Below are 22,519 nucleotides of genomic sequence, written 5' to 3'. Positions count from 1 at the left end.
GGCCGGATTGACGTTTATTCGTCGGTCAGAGCATGGGCGCGATGCGCAATGCGTCGGCAAACACGCGATTGAGCTTTCGAACCTCGGCCGTGCAAAGCGTTCCTGAGTATTTGAAGTTAGCACGAATGCGGCGCTCAGCCGGCTGCCGCCAGCGCCAGATATTGGCTGTGCAATTGCTGCACGCGCGGCATCAGCGCGGCGGCGTCGCCATTGTTCTCCAGCACGTCGTCAGCCGCAGCCAGTCTGGCCTGGCGGCTGGCTTGCGCGGCCATGATGGCCTCGACTTCGGCACGGGTCAGATTGTTTCGCCGCATCACGCGGGCGATCTGGATTTCTTCTTCGCAATCCACCACCAGTACGCGCGCGGTCTGTGACTGCCAGTTGCCAGACTCCACCAGCAGCGGCACCACGAAGATCAGATACGCGCCCTTGGCCTCTTGCGCCGCGCGCGCAGTTTCGCTACGGATGAGCGGATGCAGGATGGCTTCCAGCTGTTTGCGCGCCGGCGGCTGGGCAAACACATGGGCGCGCATGCGCACGCGGTCCATGGCGCCGGCTTCAGTGATGAACTCTGTGCCGAAGCTGTTCCGGATCGCGGCGATTGCGCGCCCGCCCGGTGCGCTCAGTTGATGGGCAATGGCATCGGTATCGATCAGGGATGCGCCCAGTTCGCCGAACATGTCGGCGACCGTGGTCTTGCCGCTGCCGATGCCGCCGGTCAGTCCGACGGAGAAGGGCGGGGTGGTCGATGCGTGCCAGAAAGCGGGAGAGTTCATGTCTTGTGTCGCGAGAAAGCGGGTTTGCCGCGATGGGGGTTGCTGCCGGCTGATGGCCTGTGGCTCACGAAGGAATTCAAAATACCTGAGCCTTCTCAATAAGCGTAAAAGATTCCCGTCAGCCAATCCTTGCCATGCAAAAGCGCCAGCATACCGGCAATCGCCAGATATGGGCCGAAGGGAATCGGCTGGTCGAGCGCCTGTTTGCGGAAAACCACCAGCGCAATGCCGACCACCGCACCCAGCGCCGACGCCATCAGCAGGATAAAGGGCAGCGCCTGCCAGCCCAGCCAGGCGCCGAGCGCCGCCAGCAGCTTGAAATCGCCATAGCCCAGACCGTCCTTGCCGGTGGCCAGCTTGAAAGCCCAGAAAATCAGCCACAGCATGCCATAACCGGCGGCAGCACCGATTACAGCGTCCTGCAGCGGCGCGAAGGTGTGGCCCAGATTGACCAGCAAGCCCAGCCACATCAGCGGCAGACTGAGGTCGTCCGGCAACAGTTGGGTCTGTGCATCGATGATGCTCATGCTTAACAGGAAATAGGCAAACAGTAGCGCCGCCACACCCTCCATGCCCGCTCCGAAGCGCCACACCAGCAAGGCCGACAGCAGTGCGCTGAACGTTTCGACCAGGGGATAGGTGAGCGAAATCGGCTGGCGGCACTGGCCGCAGCGACCGCGCAGCAGCAGATAGCCAAGCACCGGGATGTTGTGCTGCGGCTGCACGGCCTGTTCGCATCGGGGGCAACAGGAGCGCGGCAGCAGCAGGTTGTAGCGCTGCGGATGCGGCAGATCCTGTCCACTTTCCTGCGCGATGAAATTATCGGTGGCGCGTTGCATCATGCGCGGCAGGCGGTAGATCACCACGTTCAGAAAACTGCCGATCAGCAAGCCCAGCACGCCGGCCATCAGGCTGAGGGCGCCATTGCCAGGCTGGGAAAGCAACTCCAGTATTTGCGTCAGACTACCGTGCATCAGACCACCGACCCCATTTGAAAGATCGGCAAGTACATGGCAAGCACCAGGCCGCCGATCAACAGGCCGAGCACCGCCATGATAATCGGTTCCATCAGGCTGGTGAGGGCGGAAACTGCCGCATCCACTTCCGCTTCATGCAACTCGGCAACCTTGCTCAGCATGTGGTCGAGCGCGCCGGACTCTTCGCCGATCGCCACCATTTGCGTCGCCAGCGCTGGAAACAGGGCGCTGGCGGCCATCGCAGCGTGCAGGCTGTCGCCGTCTTTCACCCGGCGCCGGATAAGCTGGGTGCCGTCCGCATACAGCACATTGCCGGCCGCACCTGTCACCGACTGCAGCGCGTCGATCAGCGGCACGCCGGCAGCGATGAGTGTTGCCAGCGTGCGGCTCCAGCGGGCGATGGCGGCCTGGCGCAGCAGCGCGCCGAACAGGGGCAGGCGCAGACTCGCGCGCTGGAAGCGGCCGCGCAGTCCGGGCAGCGTGCGCCAGGCATGCATGGCGCCGAATGCCGCCGCACCCATGCCGTACAACAGCACCAGCCAGTGCGCCAGCATGAAGGTCGACAAGCCCATCACCAGTTTGGTCAGCAAAGGCAGCTCGGCGCCGAAGCTGGCGAAGATCTGTTTGAAGGCCGGCACCACCCACAACATGATGATGGCGGTGATCGCCATCGCTACCGCGACCACCGCGGCCGGATAGGTCAGCGCCGCGCGGATGCGGCGTTTCAGGGCCAGCGACTTTTCCTTGTGCTCGGCCAGCCGTGTCAGCATGTCATCAAGCATGCCGGCCTGCTCGGCGGATTCCAGCAGATTGCAGAACAGCGTATCGAAATGCTGAGGATGTTTGCGAAAGGCCTGATGCAAGCCCTCGCCCTGTTCGACGTCGGCGCGCACCGTCGCCAGAATCTGCGCCAGCGCCGGATTGCTTTCGCCGCGCAAGGCAATGTCGAAAGCCTGCAGCAGCGCCACGCCGGATTGCAGCATGGTCGCCAGTTGGCGTGTGAACATGGTGATCTGCTTATCGCTGATGCGGGCGCTGTGCTGCTTCTGCAAACGGCGGGCATTGGCGCCGCTGCCGGCCGCATGAATACTGTCGATCTCCAAGCCTTGCCGGCGCAAGGCAGCGCGCGCCTGCGCCGGTCCGGCGGCCTGCAACTCGCCCTGCATGGGTTTGCCTGAACGATCGCGGCCGCGCCAGACGAATAGGTGACCTGTGTTCTGCCTCTCTTGGGGCGGATGTTTGCTGGGCGCGGCGTTTTGCATGTTCTGTCTCCTCACAGATTGGTGCAAGCCAGCACTTCATCCAGACTGGTCACGCCCAGCCTGACCTTGTTCAGCCCCGCGCGGCGCAGATCGCTCACGCCTTCGCTGCGTGCCTGCCGGGCAATGTCCTGGGTGTTGGCGTGCGCCAGAATCAGCGCTTCCTGCGCCTGGCTGATCGGCATCAATTGATAAATCCCGATCCGGCCGCGATAGCCGCGCTGATGGCATTGCGTGCAGCCGGCCGGGGCATAGCAGCACCAGTCGCCGTCCAGTTCCGCTTCGCTGAACCCTGCCTGCAGCAGGAGCGCGGGAGCGAGGCGCTGCGGCTGCTTGCATTCGCACAGTTTGCGCACCAGGCGCTGCGCCGCGATCAGGATCACCGAGGAGGCGATGTTGAAGGCCGGCACACCCATGTTGAGCAGCCGCGTCAGCGTCGACGGCGCGTCGTTGGTGTGCAGCGTGGAAAACACCATGTGGCCGGTCTGGGCCGCCTTGATCGCGATGTCGGCGGTGTCCGGATCGCGGATCTCGCCGACCATCAGCACGTCCGGATCCTGGCGCAGGAAGGCGCGCAAGGCCACCGGAAAGCTCAGGCCGACGCGTTCATTGATGCTGACCTGATTGATGCCCGGCATATTGATTTCCGCCGGGTCTTCTGCGCTGGCGATGTTCACGCCGGGCTGGTTCAGCACATTCAGGCAGGCATACAGCGACACCGTCTTGCCGGAGCCGGTCGGCCCGGTCATCAGCACCATGCCGTGCGGGCGGCGGATGGCGTCGAGCAGGGTCTGCTGCTGCGCCGCTTCGTAGCCGAGCGCCTCAATGCGCATCTGCACCTGGCTGCCATCCAGAATCCGCATCACGATCTTTTCGCCGAACAGCGTAGGCAAGGTCGAGACGCGGAAATCCACCACATGCTCGCGGTTCACCGCCAGCTTCAGCTTGCCATCCTGCGGCACGCGTTTTTCCGAGATGTCCATCTGTGCGATCACCTTGATGCGGGTGCTCAGCTTGTCTTTCAGCGACAGCGGCGGCCGCGCCATTTCATGCAACACGCCGTCGATGCGAAAGCGGATGCGGTAGAAGTGTTCGAAGGGTTCGAAATGCAGATCGGAGGCGCCCATGGCGATGGCGTCGCTGAACAGTTTTTGCAGGAAGCGGACTACCGGCGCGTCCTCGCTGCCGGCGGCAAGATCGCCGCCATTGGGCGCAGGAAAGGACGCCGGAAAAGAAGCGGAAGAGGAGGGAATGAGGCTGGGCATGCAGGACTCCGGCGAGCGCGCCGGCGGAGTTGCAGGCGCAGGGGCCGGTTCATGGCGCTTTGGCGGGCTGAACCGGAAGGCGAAAAGTATCGCCCGCCGGGATCGGTGCTCAGTCCTGCCTGCCGTGAAAATGCCGCGATCTGGGCTTTATTCGAGGCCCTTGCCCTTGCCATTGCTGCTGCTGCCGTCGCCGCCGGTGGTCTGCGCCGGTGCGATCAGTTTGACCATCTTGATCGACTGGTTCTGCACCTGCACGATTTCGATCACGCAGCCGGCGATCTTGAGGGCCACGTTGGCCTCGGGAATATCCTGCAGATATTCCAGCAGCAGCCCGTTCAGCGTTTTCGGGCCGTCCAGCGGAAACTGCAGGCCCAGACGCTTGTTCAGATCGCGCAGCGTGGCGCTGCCTTCGACCAGGCAACTGCCTTCCTTGTCCCAGCCGACGCTGTCGGCGCGCGAGCTGCCCGGCACCGAGGTGGTGAATTCGCCGATCATCTCTTCGATGATGTCCTCCAGCGTCACCAGGCCTTGCACCTCGCCGTATTCATCGACCACCACGCCGAGTCGTTCGTGGTTTTCCTGGAAGTATTGCAACTGCGTGAAGACATCGGTTTCCACCGGTACGAAATAGGGCGTGCTGAGCAGGCCGCGCAGATCGTCATGGGTGATTTCTTCTTCCTGATTGAACAGCGCCACGGTTTTGCGCACATGCAGGATGCCGGCGATGCGATTGATCTCGCCTTCGTACACCGGCAGCTTGTTGTGATAGCAGGTCGCCAGTTGCTGACGGATTTCGCGGATGGGTTCGGTCAGATCCAGCGCTTCCACCTGATGGCGCGGCGTCATCACGTCTTCCACCGAGATTTTTTCCAGATCGAAGAGGTTCAGCAGGATGCTCTTGTGTTTTTGCGGGATGAAACTGCCGCCTTCCAGCACGATGGAGCGCAACTCGTCGGGCGACAGGCGCTGTTCCTGGGCGCGCGCACTGGCCTTGATGCGCAGCAGCTTGAGGATGTTGGAGACGAAGATATTGACGAACCAGATCAGCGGCTTGGCGATCCGCATCAGCGGCTTCAGGATGAAGCTGGTGAACAGCGAGATGCGTTCCGGATAGGTGGCGCCGATGACCTTGGGCACGATCTCCGCAAAAATGATCAGCAGGCCGGCCACGCAGGCGGTCGCCACCGTGATCACGCGCTGATGATTGCCGAAGGTGTTGATCGCAATGGCCGTGACCAATGCGGTGGCCAGCGCATTGATGAGCGTGTTGGCGATCAGGATCAGGGAGAGCAGGCGTTCGGTGCGCTCAAGCAGCCACAGAATGGTGATGGCGCGGCGGTTGCCCTGCTTGGCGAGATGTCGCAGACGATGGCGATTGGCGGCCATCAGTGCCGTCTCGGTCATGGAAAAGAAGGCCGAGAGCAGAATCAGGATGCAAAGTGCAAGAATTTGCACCCATAAGGGCACGGTATCCAAAGGTCACCGTAAGGTAGGTTGCCTCATTCGAGGAGCACGGCGGCGCTGCGATGTTGCCGGTATTACCGGTGCTGCTGATGTTGGTCAGCGGCAAGCATCTGCGGCGAGGCCACGAAGCCGCAAAGTCTAGTCGATGGCGCATGTTCCTGCAAGCCGCCCGGCCTGATGCCAGGCGGGCGTTTATGCGAGCATGATGCCGGCTCGTTTCAGTATCCGCGCTGGCGATCGTAGACATGCTGCAGCGGCGCGCCGCTTTCCATGGCGCGGATTGTGAGGGCCGCCTGCCGTGCGCGTTCGCGACGCGAGGGCGTGGCGGCGCCATGCGGTGTGACGATGATGCGCGGATGGCGCCAGAACGGCGCACTGGCCGGCAAGGGCTCCTGATCGAAGACATCCAGCAGCGCCGAAGCGATATGGCCGCTGTCCAGCGCGGCCAGCAGATGCTCCGATTGCAGATGCGAGCCGCGGCCGACATTGATCACGCAGGCGCCGGCCGGCAATTGCTGCAGCAGGGGGCGATCGATGATGTGACGCGTGTCTTCGGTCTCCGGCAGCAGGCAGATCAGGATATCGGTGCGCGCCAGAAAGGCCCCGAACTGCTCCGGCCCGGCGTAGCATTCAACGCCCTCCAGCGTGCGCGGCGAACGCGCCCAGCCGGCGGTGATGAAGCCCAGCTGCGCATGCATGCGCGCGCTTTCCAGGCCCAGCGCGCCCAGCCCCATGATGCCGATGCGCGTTTCGCGCGCGGTGCGCGGCGTGGCGAACTCGGTCCAGTCGCTGGCCGCCTGCTGGGCGATGATGCGCGGCATGTCTTTCAACAGCATCAGACTGCTCATGACGGTGAATTCGGCCATGCGCTGCACCGTTTCGGCAGTGACCATGCGCAGGATAGGCAAGTCGGCCGGCAATTGCGGATCGGCCAGAATGTGATCGACGCCGGCGGCGCTGCTGAGAATGGCTTTCAGATTCGGATAGCGGCCAAGGCGCCCGGCGTCCGGTTGCCACACCAGTGCATAGTCGACGGCATTGGCATCGACTGCCGGATCGTTCCATTCGCGCACCTCGACTTCCGGGGCGAACTCGGCAAAGGCGTCGCGCCAGTCGGGCAAGGCGGCAGCGCCGCCGGATTTGATCAGTAGCAAGGGGCGGCGGCTTGTATCGCTCGTCATGGGAGTTTCCTGTTTATCTGTTGTGAATTCATGCGGGCTCGGTGCCGGCGGCCTGATGCATGGGCCGCCGCAGCGCCGGGTCGAAAGGATTGATGCGCTTGCTCAGGGCATCGGCTTCGCGCTTGAGCATCTGCACCACGGTGGGCATGCGATCTTCGGTCAGGCGCGAGGTGAGCGTGCCGACGCTGAGCGCCGCCACGATGCGGCCGCCGCAATCGAAAATCGGCACCGCCAGCCCGGCCATGCCGTCCAGCAGGCCGGCGTTGCGCGCGGCGTAGCCGCTGTGACGGATCTTCTCGATTTCGGTGCGCAGATAGACTTCGTCGAACACGCCGAACTCGCCGATGCGCGGCAGGTTGTAGCGGATCACTTCATCTCTTTCTTCTTCCGGCAGGAAGGCCAGAATCGCCAGCGCGCCCTGACCCACGCCCAGCGCCACGCGGCCGCCGATGTCGCCGGTGAAGGCGCGGATCGGGAACGGGCCGTCGACTCTGTCCACACACACCGCATCGAAGCGCGAACGCACCAGCAGAAAAACCGTGTCGCCCAGACTGCCGCACAGGCGCAGCAGCGCCGGCCGGCACAGATTGCGCAGATCCCAGCCGTTGCCGGCGCGCGCCGCCAGGCTGAACAGGTCCATGCCCAGCCGATACAGCTTGCTGCGCTCATCCTGCTCGACCATGCCCTCGTTGACCAGCGATTGCAGCAGGCGGTGGGTAGTGCCTTGCGTCAAGCCTATGCTTTTGGCGATTTGCGTCACGCGCATGCCTTGTGCCGGTGCATCGGCCAGCGCACGCAGAACCGCAAAAGTGCGCTGGACGCCATTGGCGGGAAGATTCGGCTCGGGGGATTCGGCGCTCATGTCTGCTGGATGGAATTGCTGTTGGTTGATCTGAGTTTAAATTTCATTGAGTGGAATAATTTAAAAAAATATCCTGTTCTGTGAAATACGATATCAGAATTGGCAAGGAAATTGCATGAAGGCTGTAATAACTTCCACAGTTAAAACGATCTTGCGGAATCTGCACTTATTCAGGCCCGCCGCGATCGCCCCTTACGCAAAGGACTTGCCATGTCGTTCCTCACGCTGACCAATGTCAGTAAGTTCTACGGAGATACTCAGGCGGTATCGTCTTTCAATCTCAGCGTTGAAAAGGGCGAGTTCATTTCGCTGCTCGGCCCCTCAGGCTGCGGCAAGACCACTACGCTGCAGATGATTGCCGGTTTCGAAAGCGTGAGCGGCGGCCGCATCGAACTCGATGGCCGCGACATCACGCACGCCAAGCCGAATACGCGCGGCCTCGGCATCGTGTTTCAGACCTATGCGCTGTTCCCGCACATGACGGTGGAGCAGAACGTGGCCTTCGGTCTGGAGATGCGCAAATGCCCGGCTGCCGAAAAGCGCGAACGTGTGGCGCAGGCTCTGGCGCTGGTGCATCTGGAGCAGCACGGCAAACGCTATCCGCGCGAAATGTCGGGCGGCCAGCGGCAACGCGTGGCGCTGGCGCGCGCGCTGGTGATCGCACCGCCGGTGCTGTTGCTGGATGAGCCGCTGTCCAATCTGGACGCCAAGCTGCGCGAAGAAATGCAGTTCGAGCTGCGCGACATTCAACGCAAGGTCGGCACCACCACCATCATGGTCACCCACGATCAGAGCGAAGCGATGTCCATCAGCGACCGCGTGGTGGTGATGGAAGCCGGCCACGTGACGCAGGTCGATCGCCCGCTCAGCGTGTATGAGCATCCGGCCAACCGCTTCATCTCGACCTTCGTCGGCAAGGCCAATCTGCTGGACGGCACTGTGCTGCGTCAGGCCGGCGATCACGCCGATATCAACGTCGGCGGCATCGGGCTGACGCTGGAAGCGGCCGACAGCGGCTTGCGCGCCGGCGCGCAGGTGGTGCTGGGTCTGCGTCCCGAGAAGCTCAAATGCGTGGCGCCGGGGCAGGGCCGTTGCGACGGTCTGGTCAGACAACGCTTTTTCCTCGGCAGCCAGTGGATGTACAGCATTGTCACGCCGCTCGGCGAGCTGACGGTGCTGGCCGCCAACGACGGCGCGCCGATGCTGGAGACCGGCCAGACCGTGGGCGTATTGTGGAACGACCACAATCTGCGTCTGATTTCTTCCAGCCGCAACGGTGCAGCGCAGGCCGCTGAAGAGGTCGCATCATGAGCCGCTCCGCCGCCCTGCCTTCCGATTCAGCCAATGCCGCCACGGCAGCCTCGGCCGCCGCCAGCGCCCGCGCTGCGCGCAGCCTGCCCTGGTTCATGTCGGCGCCGGCGATTCTGCTGTGCGGCGTGATGCTGCTGGTGCCGCTGCTGCTGACGGTGATTCTGTCCTTCAACGTCTTTGACGCCGACACCGGTCCCAAGGCCGGCACTTTCACGCTGGAGCATTACCGTGCGGTGCTGGGCGATCCGTATTACTACGCGGTCTTCTGGCGCACCTTCTGGATCTCGGGCCTGGTGACTTTGATCTGCATCGTGGTCGGTGCGCCCGAGGCCTATGTGCTCAATCGCATGAAGAAGCCGTGGCGCTCCATCATGCTGCTGGTGGTGCTGGCGCCGCTGATGATTTCGGTGGTGGTGCGCGCCTTCGGCTGGAGCATGCTGCTGGGGCCGGAAGGTCTGATCAACGGCGCGCTGGCGATGTTCGGCATCGGTCCGTTCAAGATGCTGTACACCGAAATCGCGGTGGTGGTGGCGCTGGTGCACGTGATGCTGCCGTTCATGGTGATCCCGGTCTGGACCTCGCTGCAAAAGATCGATGCCGGCGTGGTCAACGCCGCGCTGTCGCTCAGCGCTTCGCCGACCACTGCCTTGCGCCGCATCGTGCTGCCGCAGATCATGCCCGGCATTCTGTCGGGCAGCCTGATCGTGTTCGGCCTGTCGGCCAGCTCGTTTGCCATCCCCGGCCTGCTCGGCGGCCGCCGTCTGAAAATGATGGCCACGCTGATCTATGACGAATACCTGCACGAACTCAACTGGCCGCTCGGCGCCGCCATCGCCCTGCTCTTGCTGCTGGCGAATCTGGTGGTGATGCTGGGCTGGAACCGCATGATCGAACGTCGTTACAAGAAAGCGCTGGGCTGAGCCATGAACAAGAACGGACCTTTCGCCCTGTTGTTCAATGCGCTGGTGATCAGCTTCATGCTGGCGCCGATTCTGGTGGTCTGCGTGATCGCCTTCACCCCGGAAAACACGCTCACGATTCATGGCCCGCAACTCTCGCTGCGCTGGTTCAAGGCCGTGTTCGAGTATCCCGATTTCGTCAGCTCGTTCTGGAACAGCCTGTGGCTGGGCCTGTCCGCCGCCACCATTTCCACCGCGATTGCAGTGCCGGCCGGCATGGCGCTGATCCGCTATCCGAATCGCTGGTCGGGCCTGTTGCAGGGCTTGTTCCTGTCGCCGCTGATCATCCCGCATCTGGTGCTGGGCGTGGCGCTGCTGCGCCTGTTCACGCTGGTCGGCGGCGCCGGCAGTTTCGGCTGGCTGATTCTGGCGCACGCGCTGATCGTCACTCCCTACACTATGCGCCTGGTGATGTCGGCGCTGATCGGTTTCGACCGCAGCGCAGAGCAGGCGGCGCAGTCGCTGGGCGCCAGCAAGACCACGGTGTTCCTGCGCATCACCTTGCCGATGATCTTGCCCGGCATTACCGGCGGCTGGCTGCTGGCCTTCATCAATAGCTTCGATGAAGTGACGATGTCGATCTTCGTGACCTCGCCGTCGACCGTGACGCTGCCGGTGCGCATGTATATGTACGCCACTGAATCCATCGATCCGATGATGGCGGCGGTGTCGGCGCTGATGGTGGCGATCACCGCCGGCGCCATGATCATTCTGGATCGCGTCTACGGTCTGGATCGCGTACTGGTGGGGCGCTCATGAATGCGCCGGACAAGTCTTCCTCACGCCCGCAATTCTTCCGCGTGGCCGAAGCCGGGCGGGCGCCGGTGAGCTTCATGCTGGACGGTGAGCCGGCCACCGCGCTCGAGGGTGACACCGTGCTCACGGCGATTCTGCTGCACACCGCACGCGTGCGCCGCAATGAATTCAGCGGCCAGCCGCGCGCCGGTTTCTGCATGATGGGCGCCTGCCAGGATTGCTGGGTGCGCACCGCCGTCGGCGAACGTCTGCGCGCCTGCTCGACCTTCATCCGCGCCGGCATGCAGCTGGAAACCGATGTGATCGCGCGGATGCAGGCGGAGGCCGCGCATGACTGATCACAAACGACCGCCGGTGATCGTCGGCGCCGGGCCGGCCGGCATACGCGCCGCGCAGACGCTGGTGCAGCATGGTCTGCGGCCCATCGTGCTGGATGAAGCGCCGCGCGCCGGCGGCCAGATTTACCGCCAGCCGCCGGCCGGTTTTCAGCGCAGCAAACAGAGCTTGTATGGATTTGAAGCAAGCCGCGCCCATGCCTTGCATCAGACCTTCGCCGATCTGCAGAAGCAGCTCGACTATCGTCCGCAGACGCTGGTGTGGAACGCGCAGCCGGGCCTGATCGACATCCTCGACGGCAATACCCTGAGCGCCGACAGCGTGGAATGGCAAGACATCATCGTCGCCACCGGCGCCACCGATCGCGTGTTGCCGTTTCCCGGCTGGACCACGCCCGGCGTCTACACCCTGGGCGGAGCGCAGGTGGCCTTGAAATTTCAGGGCTGCGCCATCGGCCGCCGCGTGGTGCTGGCCGGCACCGGGCCGCTGCTGTATCTGGTGGCCTATCAATACGCCAGGGCCGGCGCGCAAGTCATGGCGGTGCTCGACAGCAGTAGTCTGATGGATCGCATCGCCGCCTTGCCTGTGATGCTGCGCATGCCGTCGGTATTGCTTAAGGGGATGTATTACCTGGGCTGGCTGCTGGCGCATGGCATTCCCCTGCACAGCCATGCGCGGCTGTTGCGGGTGGAGGGCGGCGAACAAGTTGATGCCGTGATCTGGCGTCGTGAAAACATGGCGGCGCCGGACGCCAATCCCGCGCCCGAGTATCGCCTTGCATGCGACGCCCTGGGTTTCGGCTACACGCTGCGCTCTGAAACGCAGCTGGCCGATCTGCTCGGTTGCCGCTTTGCCTTCGATCCGCTGCAGCGCGCGCATCTGCCCGAGCGCGATGCGGCCGGACGCAGCAGCGTGGCCGGCGTGTATCTTGCAGGCGACGGCGCCGGCATCATGGGCGCAGATGCGGCGGAACTGGCCGGTGAACGTGCGGCGCTGGCCTTGCTGAAAGATCGCGGGGTAAAGATTGCGCCGGCGCGCGAGCAGATGCTGGAACAAAAGCTGGCCGGCATCGCGGCCTTTCGCAAAGGGCTGGAGCGCGCGTTTCCGTTTCCTCAGCGCTGGGCCGAGACCACCGACGACAGCGTCATCATTTGCCGTTGCGAACAGATCAGCGCCGGCGACTTGCGGCAAGCGGCGCGCACTTGCGGCGCGCAGGAAATGAATCGCCTGAAGGCGCTCACGCGCATCGGCATGGGGCGTTGCCAGGGCCGCATGTGCGGCGCCGCCGCCACCGAAATTCTGGCGCAGGCAGCCGGCGTGCCGCTGGCGCAGGTCGGGCGCTTGCGCGGCCAGGCGCCGCTCAAGCCGGTGCCGATCGGCATGCATATTGCTGTGGCTGCCAAGGCGGCCATCTCGCCGAATGTCATTGCGATGCAGCCGGTGATGTCGGAAGAGTTGGGAGAGGAATCATGAAGCAGCTCTCCACCGAAGTCGTTATCGTCGGCGGCGGCATTGTCGGCAGTTCGGCAGCGCTGGCCCTGGCCAAGGCCGGGCGCAAGGTGATTCTGCTGGAGCGCGACCTCTGCGGCTCGCGCTCCAGCGGCATCAACTACGGCGGTGTGCGGCGTCAGGGGCGTTCGCTCTCGCAACTGCCCTTGTCGCAGCGCGCGCATCGCATCTGGGCCGGCTTGCAGGAGCTGATCGGTATCGATGGCGAATATGTGCGCAGCGGCCATTTCAAACTGGCGCGCAGCGCGGCCGACATGCAGGCGCTGGAACACTACGCCGAGATCAGCCGCCCTTTCGGCCTCGGTATCGAACTGATCAGCGGCGAACGGCTGCGCGAGATGTGTCCATGGCTGGGCGGTGCGGCGGTCGGCGGTTCGCTGTGCCCGGACGACGGCCAGGCCAATCCGCGTCTGGTATCGCCGGCCTTTGCGCGTGCGGCGCAGCGTGCCGGTGCCGAAATCATCGAGCGCTGCGAGGTGCTGGATGCGCTGCACGACGGCGCAGCCTTTCGCTTGCAGGCGCGCCAGGGGGACGAAACCTTGCAAGTGCGCGCCGAGGTGCTGATCAATTGCGCCGGCGCCTGGGCCGGCAAGCTGGCTGAAGCATTCGGCGAAGCCGTGCCGATGTTCAGCGGCCATCCCAACATGGCGGTGACCGAGCCGATCCGGCATTTTCTGCCCTGGAGTCTGGGCGTCGAAGGCGGCTCCATCTATTGCCGCCAGGTGGCGCGCGGTAACGTAGTGCTGGGCGGCGGTCGCGGCTACGCGCAGGATGATTCGCGCGCGCGAGCGTCGCATGATGCGATTCTGGCCTTGTTGCCGCAGGCGGTGGAATTATTGCCGGCGCTGCGTAACGTCCACATCATCCGCACCTGGAGCGGAGTCGAAGGCTATCTGCCGGATCGCCAGCCGGTGCTGGGCGCCAGCCGCAAGCAGGCCGGCCTGTTTCACGGTTTCGGTTTCTGCGGCGCCGGTTTTCAGATCGGTCCGGCGGCCGGCGAAGTGTTGTCCGAACTGATTTGCCAGGGGCATAGCGATATTCCGCTGGATGCATTTGCAATCGATCGATTTTCACCTGTGGCTCTTCCTGTGGCATCGTCCACGCCTGTTGCTGATTTCACTTCCGTCCCTGAAAGGAAAATTCAATGATGTCGCCTTCACGCCCGCCAGCATTTGCCCGACCCTCGTTCCGCCAGCCTTCGCGTCTGCTGGCCTGTACCGCTGCGCTTGCCGTATTGACGACCGCCAGCTTCGCCGCGCATGCCCAGACCAAGACGCTGTACATCGGCATGAACGGCGGCAACATGGAAAAGACCTACACCCAGTTCGTGTTCGGCCCTTTCGAGCAGAAGAACAACGTCAAGGTGGTGGTGGTGCCGGGCGGCTCGTCCGACATTCTGGCCAAGGCCCAGGCCGCTAAGGACAAGCCGCAGATGCACGTGATGTTTCTCGATGACGGCGTGATGTATCGCGCCATCGGCATGGGCCTGTGCGAAAAGCAGAAGCCGAATCCGGGCCTGGCCGGCCTGCTGCCGGTGGCGCACATCAAGGACGACATGGCGACCGGCGTCACCATCAGCATGACGGGCCTGGCTTACAACACCAAGGTCTATGCCGACAAGGGCTGGGCGCCGCCGACCTCGTGGCTGGACATGGCCGACCCCAAACTCAAGGGCAAGCTGGTGTTCCAGTCGCTGTCGTCCTCGACCTTCGGCCTGCATGCCTTCCTCGCCTTCAACAAGCTCAAGGGCGGCACCGACAGCAACGTCGAGCCGGGTTTCAGCGCCTGGCCCAAGACCATCGGTCCCAACGTGGTGGAATACATCGCCAGCTCGGCCAAGATTTCTGAAATGGCGCAGACCGGCGAAGCCGCCTTGTTTCCCTACACGCCGACCCAGGTCACGATTCTGAAAAGCAAGGGTATCCCGGTCGAATACGTGCAACCGAAAGAAGGCGCGGTGGTGCTGATGGTGGCGCAATGCGTGATCGCCAACAACAGCGAGCCGCAACTGGCGCAAGAACTGGCCGCCTATCTGCTGAGCCCGGAAGCGCAAGGCAAGGCGCTGGAAAACGGCAGCTTCAACCCGACCAACACCAAGGTGCAGGTCACCGGCCCGGCCGCTGCCGAGCAAAAGCGCATGAATGAATTCCTGAAGAATTCGCGTGCCGTGGACTGGGATGAAATCAACAAGAATCGCGCGGTATGGAATACGCGCTGGAACCGCACTATCGAGCGTTGATTTATACCTAGTGGCTTGTTCCGGGCTTGAGCGCTGCCTTTTGGCGGCGCTTTTTTTTCGCCCTTTTTTAACTGCCATTTTGGGAGGGAGTAAAAGATGCCGGAAGGAAAACATCATCGACCGATGAATTTATTGACGGACGGAATCATTCTTTTGTTTGCTGAAAAAAATTTGGCCCAAGACTGATTTTCTTCATTTCATATTGCCTGCGGGTCTGATAATTTTCAGCATATTGCGATGCAAAAAATATCAGGCTGCCGCTGTAAGCAGGCAGACCTGAGACACGGCGTCGCAATCCGGGATGCAGGGAATAGGGAATGGGGGTGGGGCATGGGGGTAGCTGACGCAAGTTTCGAGGAACTGCTTGGCTTGATCTACGAGTCGGTCCATGACACCAGGCTATTGGTGCCGGTCATGCAAAAAATATGCACCGGGATCGGTGCGGCGGCGGGGCATTACGTGCGCATGGATCTGGACTGCGGGGCGGTTTCATCCTCCCTCATTACGCATGAGTCTTATGCTGGGGGCGAGGCGGAATATGCCGCCTACTATTCGCGTATCGATCCGAGGCTGGCCTGGTTGAATGCGGGTGAGGCCGGCGAGTGGCGTCTGGATCAGACCCGGTTCGATGAAACATTCATCCGGGACAGCGAGTTCTACAATGATTTTCTCGGACGTAATGGCGTTCGCCACATTGCCGCCTGTCATCTGGGCGGGGGCGGCAAAGAGCGGGAAGTCCTGGGTTTTCTGAGGCACGCGGATGCGCCGTTTTATCAGGAGGAGCACGTGCAATTCCTGCAGCGCCTGTCGCCGCATCTGAACCGGGCCGCTGCATTGCGCGGCAAGTTGCAGCAGCAAAATCTGCTGCTGCAGCAGGAGCGGGTGCTGGTGGAAAATCTGGCCGCAAACGTCGGTATCGTTTATTTGTCGGCGGCCGGCAAGCTGGTTTCGATGAATGCGGCGGCTTCGGCATTGCTGTCGGCCGGCGATGGCATCGGTATTCTTCGCGATAGTCTGGTGGCGCGTGAGCCCGACGACCGCGACAATCTTGCGCGTCTGCTGCAGGGCGCGCTTTCCGCTTCGGCGCCTCGCGCTTCATGGATGAGACTGCGGCGAACATCGGGCGTCCTGACTGTGTCAGCGATTCCCTTCGGCACGCGCGACAGTCTGGACGCGACGGAGAACTCCGCCGCCGCCGCAATTCTGATGGAACATAGTATTACCCCGAAATTGCCGCCGACCAATATGTTGCAGGCCACGTTCAAGCTGACGCAGGCCGAAGCGAAGCTGGCGGTGGCATTGTTGCAGGAGGAAACGCTGCAGAGCTATTCCGAAAAACAGGGGATCAGCCGCAACACCGCTCGCACGCATCTGGCCAGTCTGTTTGCCAAGACCGGCGTCAGGCGGCAACCCGACCTGATGCGCTTGTTGCTGGCAACTCAGCCGGGGCCGTTGGTACCGGTCTCTTCCGACTTCATTGCCTGATGAACTGCTTGCCTGGCAGGTAGTGCATAAATCCACGCAAGGCATACAAGGCACGCAAACACAAATCGCGTAAGCAGTGTGCTGCCCGCCATTCGCTCTTGGTTTCGGTTCGCACCGTGAGCCATCGACCTCCTCCTGCCGACACATTTCACGCGCAGCGGCATTGATGCGCACTGCCTTGTTGCATGCCGTGCAGCCGGCATGCATTTTATTTTCGAATGATTGAGGCTTCTCATCCAAACGGATGAGGCTTTCCTTTTTTTTTCTGCCTATGATTCTTCTTATAAAAAACACAAAGCATCACAAAAAGAATCCGGGGAAAAATGCTTTCATTCGCTGCCTGCCATGCCAGCCCGCGTGCTGCGCCCATCGTGCTCATTGCACTCGTTGCGCCCATGCGGCGCGTCCTGATTGCCATGCGGACATTCCGCTTTGCGCAGGCCTTGCTGCGTCGCTGCGCCAGCGGCCAGGCGCCGTGATCGGCAGCCCCTAAATATCTCATCGCATGGCCGCTCTCAGGCCACTTGCTTTTGCGCACGCCGGCGTGAGTTGCTGATGGCGCCTCGGCTGTGTCGCTACGCACGTTTTTCCGTTCAGCACTTATGGATCGAGGCGCTCTCCCATGATCTCAATCGACAGATCTTCATACCCGGCTGACAAGCTGCAAACCACGGCCGCGCCCGCAACAAAAGCCCACATAGGCGAGATCGACGGACTGCGCGCCGTCGCAGTGATGGCCGTGTTGCTGTATCACGTCGGCTTCACATCAATCTCGGGCGGCTTTGTCGGTGTTGATGTGTTCTTCGTGATTTCGGGCTATCTGATTACCGGCATCTTGCTTGCCGCAAAAGACAGCGGGCGGCAGTCGCTGGCACGTTTCTATGCGCGGCGGATTCTGCGTATCGCGCCGGCGCTCTATGCCATGCTGATCGTGACGGCTCTGGTTTTTTTCATGCTGCTGCCGCCCGGATTGTCCGGCAGTCTGCTGAATTCTCTTTCTGCCGCGGCGTTTTCGTATTCCAATTTCTGGTTCTATACGACGACCGATTACTTCGCCAACGATTCGACCAACCCGGTTTTGCACACCTGGTCACTGGCGGTCGAGGAACAGTTCTATCTGGTCTTCCCGCTCTTGCTGCTGGCCATCGGCAAGAGCAATCGCCGGCGCCTGATTTTGATCCTGCTGCTGCTGTTTTTCGTGTCTTTCGTTGCCGCGGCCATCGTGACGCCGGTCAGTCAATACAAGGCGTTCTATTTTCCGTGGCTGCGCTCCTGGGAGCTGCTTGCCGGATCCTTGCTGGCTGCGATGCATTCAACTTATTTGTCCGAGCGCATCTGGAGTTTGCTGTCGAACGTTGGTCTGGCGGTGATTGTGGCTGCATGTTTTCTCTACAACGAGAAGATGGTGTTCCCCGGTATGTCGGCGTTGCTGCCGGTGATGGGGGCGGCCGGCATTCTGGCGGGCGTGGGCAGCAACAGCATTGCCAACTGGATATTGCGATTGTCGCCCATGCGTTGGATAGGCAAGATTTCCTATTCGCTGTATCTGGTGCATTGGCCCCTGACGTGTCTGGCGGGATTGACGGTGTCGCTGTATCCGCGGCCGGTCAAATGGTTGTTGCTGATGCTGAGCTTGTTGCTCGCATGGTTGAGCTGGCGTTTCGTGGAAAAGCCGTTTCGCGCAATGGCCGAGCGATTTCCGGCACACAAAATCATGCTGGCGTTCGGCGTCGCTTGCGTCGGTCTGTTTCCCTATTTCATGGGCCTTCAGTTGGGCAGTCTGGCGCTGTGGCAGAGTTCGCCGGATGCGCTGAAATACGCTGCGGCGATGGAAGCCGACGTGAGCTTGTTCAACACCGGAAAGTGCTTCCTTACACAGAAATATCCGGATATGAGCTTCTTCGATTCAGGCGCATGTCTGGGGCAGGCGCCCGGCGTCAAATCGGCGCTGGTCATCGGTGATAGTCATGCCGCGAACATTGTTCCGGCGCTCTCGGCTCAGCATCCTTCGGTGAAGATATTGCAGGCGACGGCGGTGGGTTGCAAGCCGACGCTGGACACCGGCGGCCCGCTTTATTGCCGCAGCTTGATCGAGCACGTGCTGCGGAAGTGGCTGCCTGATTCCGGCGCAGGCGTCGACACCGTGGTGATTGCGGCGCGATGGGAGAAGGGCGATGTAGATAATTTACGGCGTACCGTCTTGCTGCTGAGTCAGATGGGAAAGCGCGTCATCGTGTATGGTCCTTCTCCTGAGTATTTCGTCGCGGTGCCGCAGTTGCTGGTGTATCAGAAGGTGCTCAATATCGAGTTGTCGCATCTGGTGTTCAGAGGTGAGCGAGTGCAACTGCATGACGAATTCAAGTCGATCTTTTCCAAGGGCGCGACCTATTTTTCTTCATTCGACAATCTGTGCAACGCGCGGATCTGCAAACTGGAAAGCGAGGACGCACCGAATTTTTCGGATCGGGATCATTTCACTCGAACGGGTGCAATGTTGGCCGTCAAAGGTTTCCCGCTGCCTTGATCGTCGCAGGCGGCGCGCGCTGAAATGAGTGGGGCAGAAGAAGCAGAGCGGCAGCGAGGGCGGGGGAGACAAAAACGAGGTGGACGAGAAAATCTGTCCGGCCCCAAAAAGAAAAAACCGGATCGACTGATCCGGTTTTTTGCTTGGTGCGACAGTTTGTGTACGACAGTTTTATCCGCCGCATGTTGTCATGTGTTGTATCTATTTTGATTCACCCGAGAATCGAGTCTGGCTCAGAAATTCTCTGGTCGGGGTGAGAGGATTCGAACCTCCGGCCTCTACGTCCCGAACGTAGCGCTCTACCAGGCTAAGCTACACCCCGCTAGATTCAAACACTGGCCGGGTAGTCGAAACATCAACGATTCGGTGCTGGTGAATCAGTGATTTCGGTCTACCGCGAACACCGATAATTCTAGCAAGGATTTTTTGTACTGACTATCCGGCAGCCCGGCGATTGCGTCGGACGCGCGGCGTGCTGCGATCTCGGCCTGCTCTCTTGTATACGCCAGTGCGCCGGAGTTGGTGATCGCAGCAAGGATCTGGTCGAAGTGCTGCTCATCGCCGTTTTCGATACAACTGCGCACCAGTTCGCGTTCGGCCGGCGTGCCGTTTTGCATGAGGTAAATCAGCGGCAGCGTGGGCTTGCCTTCGCGCAGGTCGTCGCCGACGTTCTTGCCGATCTCGGCGCTGTTGCCGGAGTAGTCCAGCACGTCGTCGATCAGCTGGAAGGCGGTGCCGATCGAGCGGCCGTATTCGCCGGCGGCTTCGATGCCCGCTTCATCGGCGCCGGCGATCAGCGCGCCGATCTGGCTGGCGGCTTCGAACAGCTTGGCGGTCTTGGAGCGTATCACCTGCAGATAATCGGATTCGTCGACATCCGGGTTGTGCATGTTCAGCAATTGCAGCACTTCGCCTTCGGCGATGACGTTGGTGGCATCGGCCACGATTTCCATCACGCGGGCATTGCCGACGCCGACCATCATCTGGAAGGCGCGCGAATACAGGAAGTCGCCGACCAGCACCGAGGCGGCGTTGCCGAACAGCGCATTGGCGGTCTGCTTGCCGCGGCGCAGCGAGGACTCATCGACCACGTCGTCGTGCAGCAGGGTGGCGGTATGGATGAACTCGATCACGGCAGCGAGCGAGTGATGCTGTTCGCCGCGATAGCCGAAGGCATTGGCAATCAGCAGCACCAGCACCGGGCGCAGACGCTTGCCGCCGGCGCTGATGATGTATTCGGCAACCTGATTGACCAGCGGCACTTCGGAGTAAAGTTGCCGCCGGATAACAGCGTTGACCGCTTCCATGTCGGTAGCGATCGGTTGCATGATGGTGTTTTGCGAGGCGGTATGAACGGCAGCAGACAAGACGAAACCTGTGAAAGAAGGTGATTGCGGTTAGATACGGGATTATACGATGACAAGGCCGACTCAGCCTAAAGGGCCTTTTCCACAGGGTAAAGCCGGGTAAAAGATTGTCTGTCGGGAAACTGTGTTGCAGTGCGGTCGCGAAACCGCACGGCGCTTTTGACCGAGGTGCTAAGTCTATGTATAATTGGAGGTTTTCCCGAATTGTCTAGCAGTTTCGGCTTTCAGGAAGAAAATCGTTCATTAATTATTCGATGAGGTTTCACATGTACGCGGTCATAAAAACCGGCGGCAAACAATATAAAGTTGCTGCTGGTGAAAAACTTAAAGTAGAACAGATACCTGCAGACATTGGCTCCGAAATCACGCTGGATCAAGTGCTCGCAGTGGGCGCTGGCGAAACCGTTAAATTCGGTGCGCCATTGGTCGAGGGTGCAACGGTGCTGGCTACTGTAGTAGCGCAAGGTCGTCATGACAAGGTCAAGATCTTCAAAATGCGTCGTCGTAAGCATTATCAGAAGCGTCAAGGCCATCGTCAGAACTACACCGAACTGCAAATCGTCTCGATCAACGCTTAATACTGCGTAGATTACACTTAGATCAAGGAGTCCTTAAATGGCACACAAAAAAGGCGGCGGCACTACGCGCAACGGCCGTGATTCAGAGTCGAAGCGACTCGGCGTCAAGGTTTACGGCGGTCAGGCAATCAATGCCGGCGGCATCATCGTTCGTCAACGCGGCACACGCGTTCACCCAGGTGAAAACGTCGGTCTGGGCAAGGATCACACCTTGTTCGCACTGGTCGACGGCAAGGTCAAGTTCGTTGTCAAGGGCTTGCAGCAACGTCAATACGTGACAGTCGTTACGGCTTAAGCGTCTTCAGCTATCCCGGCGGTTCATTCCGCTGGATTGCGCGAAATAAAAGGCTCTGCCGCTGGTAGAGCCTTTTAGTTTTTAAAGCGGCAAAAAACATGAAATTTATAGACGAAGCAAAAATCGAGGTCGTTGCTGGCGATGGCGGCAACGGTGTTGCTAGTTTTTGCCGCGAAAAATTCCGCCCGTTCGGTGGACCGGACGGCGGCGACGGCGGTAAGGGCGGCAGCATCTGGGCTGTAGCCGACCGTAACGTCAATACGCTGATCGATTATCGCTATGCCAAGCTGCACCGTGGTCGCCATGGCGAAAACGGTCGCGGCTCGGATTGCTACGGCAAGGGCGCGGATGACATTTTCCTGCGCATGCCGGTCGGCACCCTGATTGTCGACGCCAATACCGGCGAGCATCTGGCCGACCTCACGCACCACGAAGAAACCGTCTTGCTGGCCAAAGGCGGCGAAGGCGGCTGGGGCAATATCCACTTCAAGACATCGACCAACCGTGCGCCGCGTCAGAAGACCGAGGGCAAGGAAGGCGAACGCCGTGAATTGCGCCTGGAGCTCAAGGTGCTGGCTGATGTAGGCTTGCTGGGCATGCCGAATGCCGGCAAGTCGACTTTCATCACCGCGGTATCCAACGCCCGTCCGAAGATCGCCGACTATCCGTTTACGACGCTGCATCCTAATCTGGGCGTGGTGCGCGTGAGTCACGAAAAGAGTTTCGTGATCGCCGACATTCCGGGTCTGATCGAAGGCGCCGCTGACGGCGCCGGCTTGGGCGTGCAGTTCCTGCGCCATTTGCAACGCACCGGTCTGTTGTTGCACATCGTCGATCTGGCGCCGTTTGAAAACACCGTTGATCCGGTCAAGGAAGCCAAGGCCATCGTCAAGGAACTGAAAAAGTACGATCAGTCCTTGTTCGACAAGCCGCGCTGGCTGGTGCTCAACAAGCTGGACGTGGTGCCGGAGGCGGATCGCGTCAAGCGCGTGAAGGACTTCGTCAAACGCTTCGGCTGGAAGGGTCCGGTGTTCGAGATTTCCGCATTGAACCGCGACGGCTGCGAAGATCTGATCACTGAAATCTACAGCTATCTGGAAACCAAGCGCGATCAGGAGCACCGCGCCGAAGAAACCCAGATGACCGAAGAGGCGCGCAATATTTCCTCTATCGATCCGGACGATCCTCGCTTCAAAGTGCTCGACTGATTGAGTTCTGAAGCTTAGCGCCGGCGTTGCGATATTCAGATCGCACGCCGGTCCGGCTTCAAGCGCCATGGCGGCTTCGATGTGAAGCCGATGTGAATCAAGTCGAAGCAGTCGCTCTGCGCATTCACCGAAATTCAGTGTCATTCAGCATCATCGCCTCAGCGCATC

20 protein-coding genes, 1 tRNA gene and 1 pseudogene are annotated in these 22,519 nt (G+C 61.2%); 12 read left to right on the top strand and 10 right to left on the bottom strand.

The annotated features are described in order from the left end of the window. Positions 1 to 134: 134 nt before the first annotated feature. The 7 genes and pseudogenes from coaE to PQR62_RS10625 form a co-directional block, all read right to left on the bottom strand. Positions 135 to 776, bottom strand: coding sequence for a dephospho-CoA kinase (gene coaE, locus PQR62_RS10655; protein WP_408157636.1), 642 nt, complete (start codon positions 774 to 776; stop codon positions 135 to 137). 95 nt (positions 777 to 871) lie between these two features. Next, positions 872 to 1,750, bottom strand: a complete 879-nt coding sequence (locus PQR62_RS10650) for a prepilin peptidase (RefSeq protein WP_408157634.1) — start codon at positions 1,748 to 1,750, stop codon at positions 872 to 874. Then, entirely contained in the window at positions 1,750 to 3,015 is a 1,266-nt protein-coding gene (locus PQR62_RS10645) for a type II secretion system F family protein (RefSeq protein ID WP_408157632.1), read from the bottom strand. The genes PQR62_RS10650 and PQR62_RS10645 overlap by 1 nt, the downstream gene beginning before the upstream one ends. An 11-nt stretch (positions 3,016 to 3,026) precedes the next feature. Further along, a pseudogene (locus PQR62_RS10640) lies at positions 3,027 to 4,271 on the bottom strand (ATPase, T2SS/T4P/T4SS family); the annotation flags it as partial. A gap of 153 nt (positions 4,272 to 4,424) precedes the next feature. After that, the gene (locus PQR62_RS10635) at positions 4,425 to 5,753 is read right to left on the bottom strand and encodes an HlyC/CorC family transporter (RefSeq protein WP_408157630.1); all 1,329 of its coding nucleotides are present in this window, start codon (positions 5,751 to 5,753) and stop codon (positions 4,425 to 4,427) included. Between the two features lie 206 nt (positions 5,754 to 5,959). Continuing rightward, entirely contained in the window at positions 5,960 to 6,922 is a 963-nt protein-coding gene (locus PQR62_RS10630; protein ID WP_408157628.1) for a 2-hydroxyacid dehydrogenase, read from the bottom strand. Positions 6,923 to 6,950: 28 nt separating this feature from the next. Further along, positions 6,951 to 7,784: an IclR family transcriptional regulator gene (locus tag PQR62_RS10625; protein WP_408157626.1), complete on the bottom strand. Its 834-nt coding sequence runs from the start codon at positions 7,782 to 7,784 to the stop codon at positions 6,951 to 6,953. Between the two features lie 210 nt (positions 7,785 to 7,994). Here PQR62_RS10625 and PQR62_RS10620 point away from each other — a divergent pair, with 210 nt between their 5' ends. From PQR62_RS10620 to PQR62_RS10585, 8 genes are all read left to right on the top strand, one after another. Further along, positions 7,995 to 9,095: an ABC transporter ATP-binding protein gene (locus PQR62_RS10620; RefSeq protein WP_408157624.1), complete on the top strand. Its 1,101-nt coding sequence runs from the start codon at positions 7,995 to 7,997 to the stop codon at positions 9,093 to 9,095. Continuing rightward, positions 9,092 to 10,015 (top strand): ABC transporter permease, encoded by a 924-nt coding sequence (locus PQR62_RS10615; RefSeq protein ID WP_408157622.1) that lies wholly within the window; start codon positions 9,092 to 9,094, stop codon positions 10,013 to 10,015. Before PQR62_RS10620 ends, PQR62_RS10615 begins: the two co-directional genes overlap by 4 nt. Positions 10,016 to 10,018: 3 nt before the next feature. Continuing rightward, positions 10,019 to 10,813: an ABC transporter permease gene (locus tag PQR62_RS10610; RefSeq protein WP_408157620.1), complete on the top strand. Its 795-nt coding sequence runs from the start codon at positions 10,019 to 10,021 to the stop codon at positions 10,811 to 10,813. Then, entirely contained in the window at positions 10,810 to 11,148 is a 339-nt protein-coding gene (locus PQR62_RS10605; RefSeq protein WP_408157618.1) for a (2Fe-2S)-binding protein, read from the top strand. Before PQR62_RS10610 ends, PQR62_RS10605 begins: the two co-directional genes overlap by 4 nt. Continuing rightward, positions 11,141 to 12,619 carry an FAD-dependent oxidoreductase gene (locus tag PQR62_RS10600; protein ID WP_408157616.1) on the top strand — a complete coding sequence of 493 codons (1,479 nt, stop codon included), beginning with the start codon at positions 11,141 to 11,143 and terminating at the stop codon, positions 12,617 to 12,619. The genes PQR62_RS10605 and PQR62_RS10600 overlap by 8 nt, the downstream gene beginning before the upstream one ends. Next, positions 12,616 to 13,803: an NAD(P)/FAD-dependent oxidoreductase gene (locus PQR62_RS10595; RefSeq protein ID WP_408157614.1), complete on the top strand. Its 1,188-nt coding sequence runs from the start codon at positions 12,616 to 12,618 to the stop codon at positions 13,801 to 13,803. Before PQR62_RS10600 ends, PQR62_RS10595 begins: the two co-directional genes overlap by 4 nt. After that, a complete protein-coding gene (locus PQR62_RS10590) occupies positions 13,803 to 14,894 on the top strand; it encodes an extracellular solute-binding protein (protein WP_408157889.1) in 1,092 nt (363 codons plus the stop codon). Before PQR62_RS10595 ends, PQR62_RS10590 begins: the two co-directional genes overlap by 1 nt. A gap of 237 nt (positions 14,895 to 15,131) precedes the next feature. Then, positions 15,132 to 16,379: a helix-turn-helix transcriptional regulator gene (locus tag PQR62_RS10585; protein WP_408157612.1), complete on the top strand. Its 1,248-nt coding sequence runs from the start codon at positions 15,132 to 15,134 to the stop codon at positions 16,377 to 16,379. Between the two features lie 232 nt (positions 16,380 to 16,611). Here PQR62_RS10585 and PQR62_RS10580 read toward each other — a convergent pair whose 3' ends face one another. Continuing rightward, positions 16,612 to 16,962: a hypothetical protein gene (locus PQR62_RS10580; protein WP_408157610.1), complete on the bottom strand. Its 351-nt coding sequence runs from the start codon at positions 16,960 to 16,962 to the stop codon at positions 16,612 to 16,614. Positions 16,963 to 17,001: 39 nt separating this feature from the next. Between PQR62_RS10580 and PQR62_RS10575 the strand changes: the two genes are divergently transcribed. Then, positions 17,002 to 18,903: an acyltransferase family protein gene (locus tag PQR62_RS10575; protein ID WP_408157608.1), complete on the top strand. Its 1,902-nt coding sequence runs from the start codon at positions 17,002 to 17,004 to the stop codon at positions 18,901 to 18,903. A 245-nt stretch (positions 18,904 to 19,148) separates the two neighbouring features. Here PQR62_RS10575 and PQR62_RS10570 read toward each other — a convergent pair. Both PQR62_RS10570 and ispB read right to left on the bottom strand, forming a co-directional pair. After that, a tRNA-Pro gene (locus PQR62_RS10570) sits at positions 19,149 to 19,225 on the bottom strand. 55 nt (positions 19,226 to 19,280) lie between these two features. After that, positions 19,281 to 20,231 (bottom strand): octaprenyl diphosphate synthase, encoded by a 951-nt coding sequence (gene ispB / locus PQR62_RS10565; protein WP_408157606.1) that lies wholly within the window; start codon positions 20,229 to 20,231, stop codon positions 19,281 to 19,283. Between the two features lie 305 nt (positions 20,232 to 20,536). Between ispB and rplU the strand changes: the two genes are divergently transcribed. From rplU to cgtA, 3 genes are all read left to right on the top strand, one after another. Continuing rightward, complete coding sequence (gene rplU / locus PQR62_RS10560) at positions 20,537 to 20,848, top strand: 50S ribosomal protein L21 (protein ID WP_408157604.1); 312 nt, start codon at positions 20,537 to 20,539, stop codon at positions 20,846 to 20,848. A 37-nt stretch (positions 20,849 to 20,885) separates the two neighbouring features. Next, complete coding sequence (gene rpmA, locus PQR62_RS10555; protein ID WP_408157602.1) at positions 20,886 to 21,143, top strand: 50S ribosomal protein L27; 258 nt, start codon at positions 20,886 to 20,888, stop codon at positions 21,141 to 21,143. Positions 21,144 to 21,241: 98 nt separating this feature from the next. Continuing rightward, positions 21,242 to 22,351 carry an Obg family GTPase CgtA gene (gene cgtA, locus PQR62_RS10550; protein ID WP_408157600.1) on the top strand — a complete coding sequence of 370 codons (1,110 nt, stop codon included), beginning with the start codon at positions 21,242 to 21,244 and terminating at the stop codon, positions 22,349 to 22,351. Positions 22,352 to 22,519: the final 168 nt, after the last annotated feature.

Source organism: Herbaspirillum lusitanum (assembly GCF_046025995.1).
GTDB classification, from domain to species: domain Bacteria; phylum Pseudomonadota; class Gammaproteobacteria; order Burkholderiales; family Burkholderiaceae_D; genus Herbaspirillum; species Herbaspirillum lusitanum_A.
Note: the sequence above shows the minus strand (reverse complement) of the source record. Positions and strands in the feature narration are given on the sequence as shown.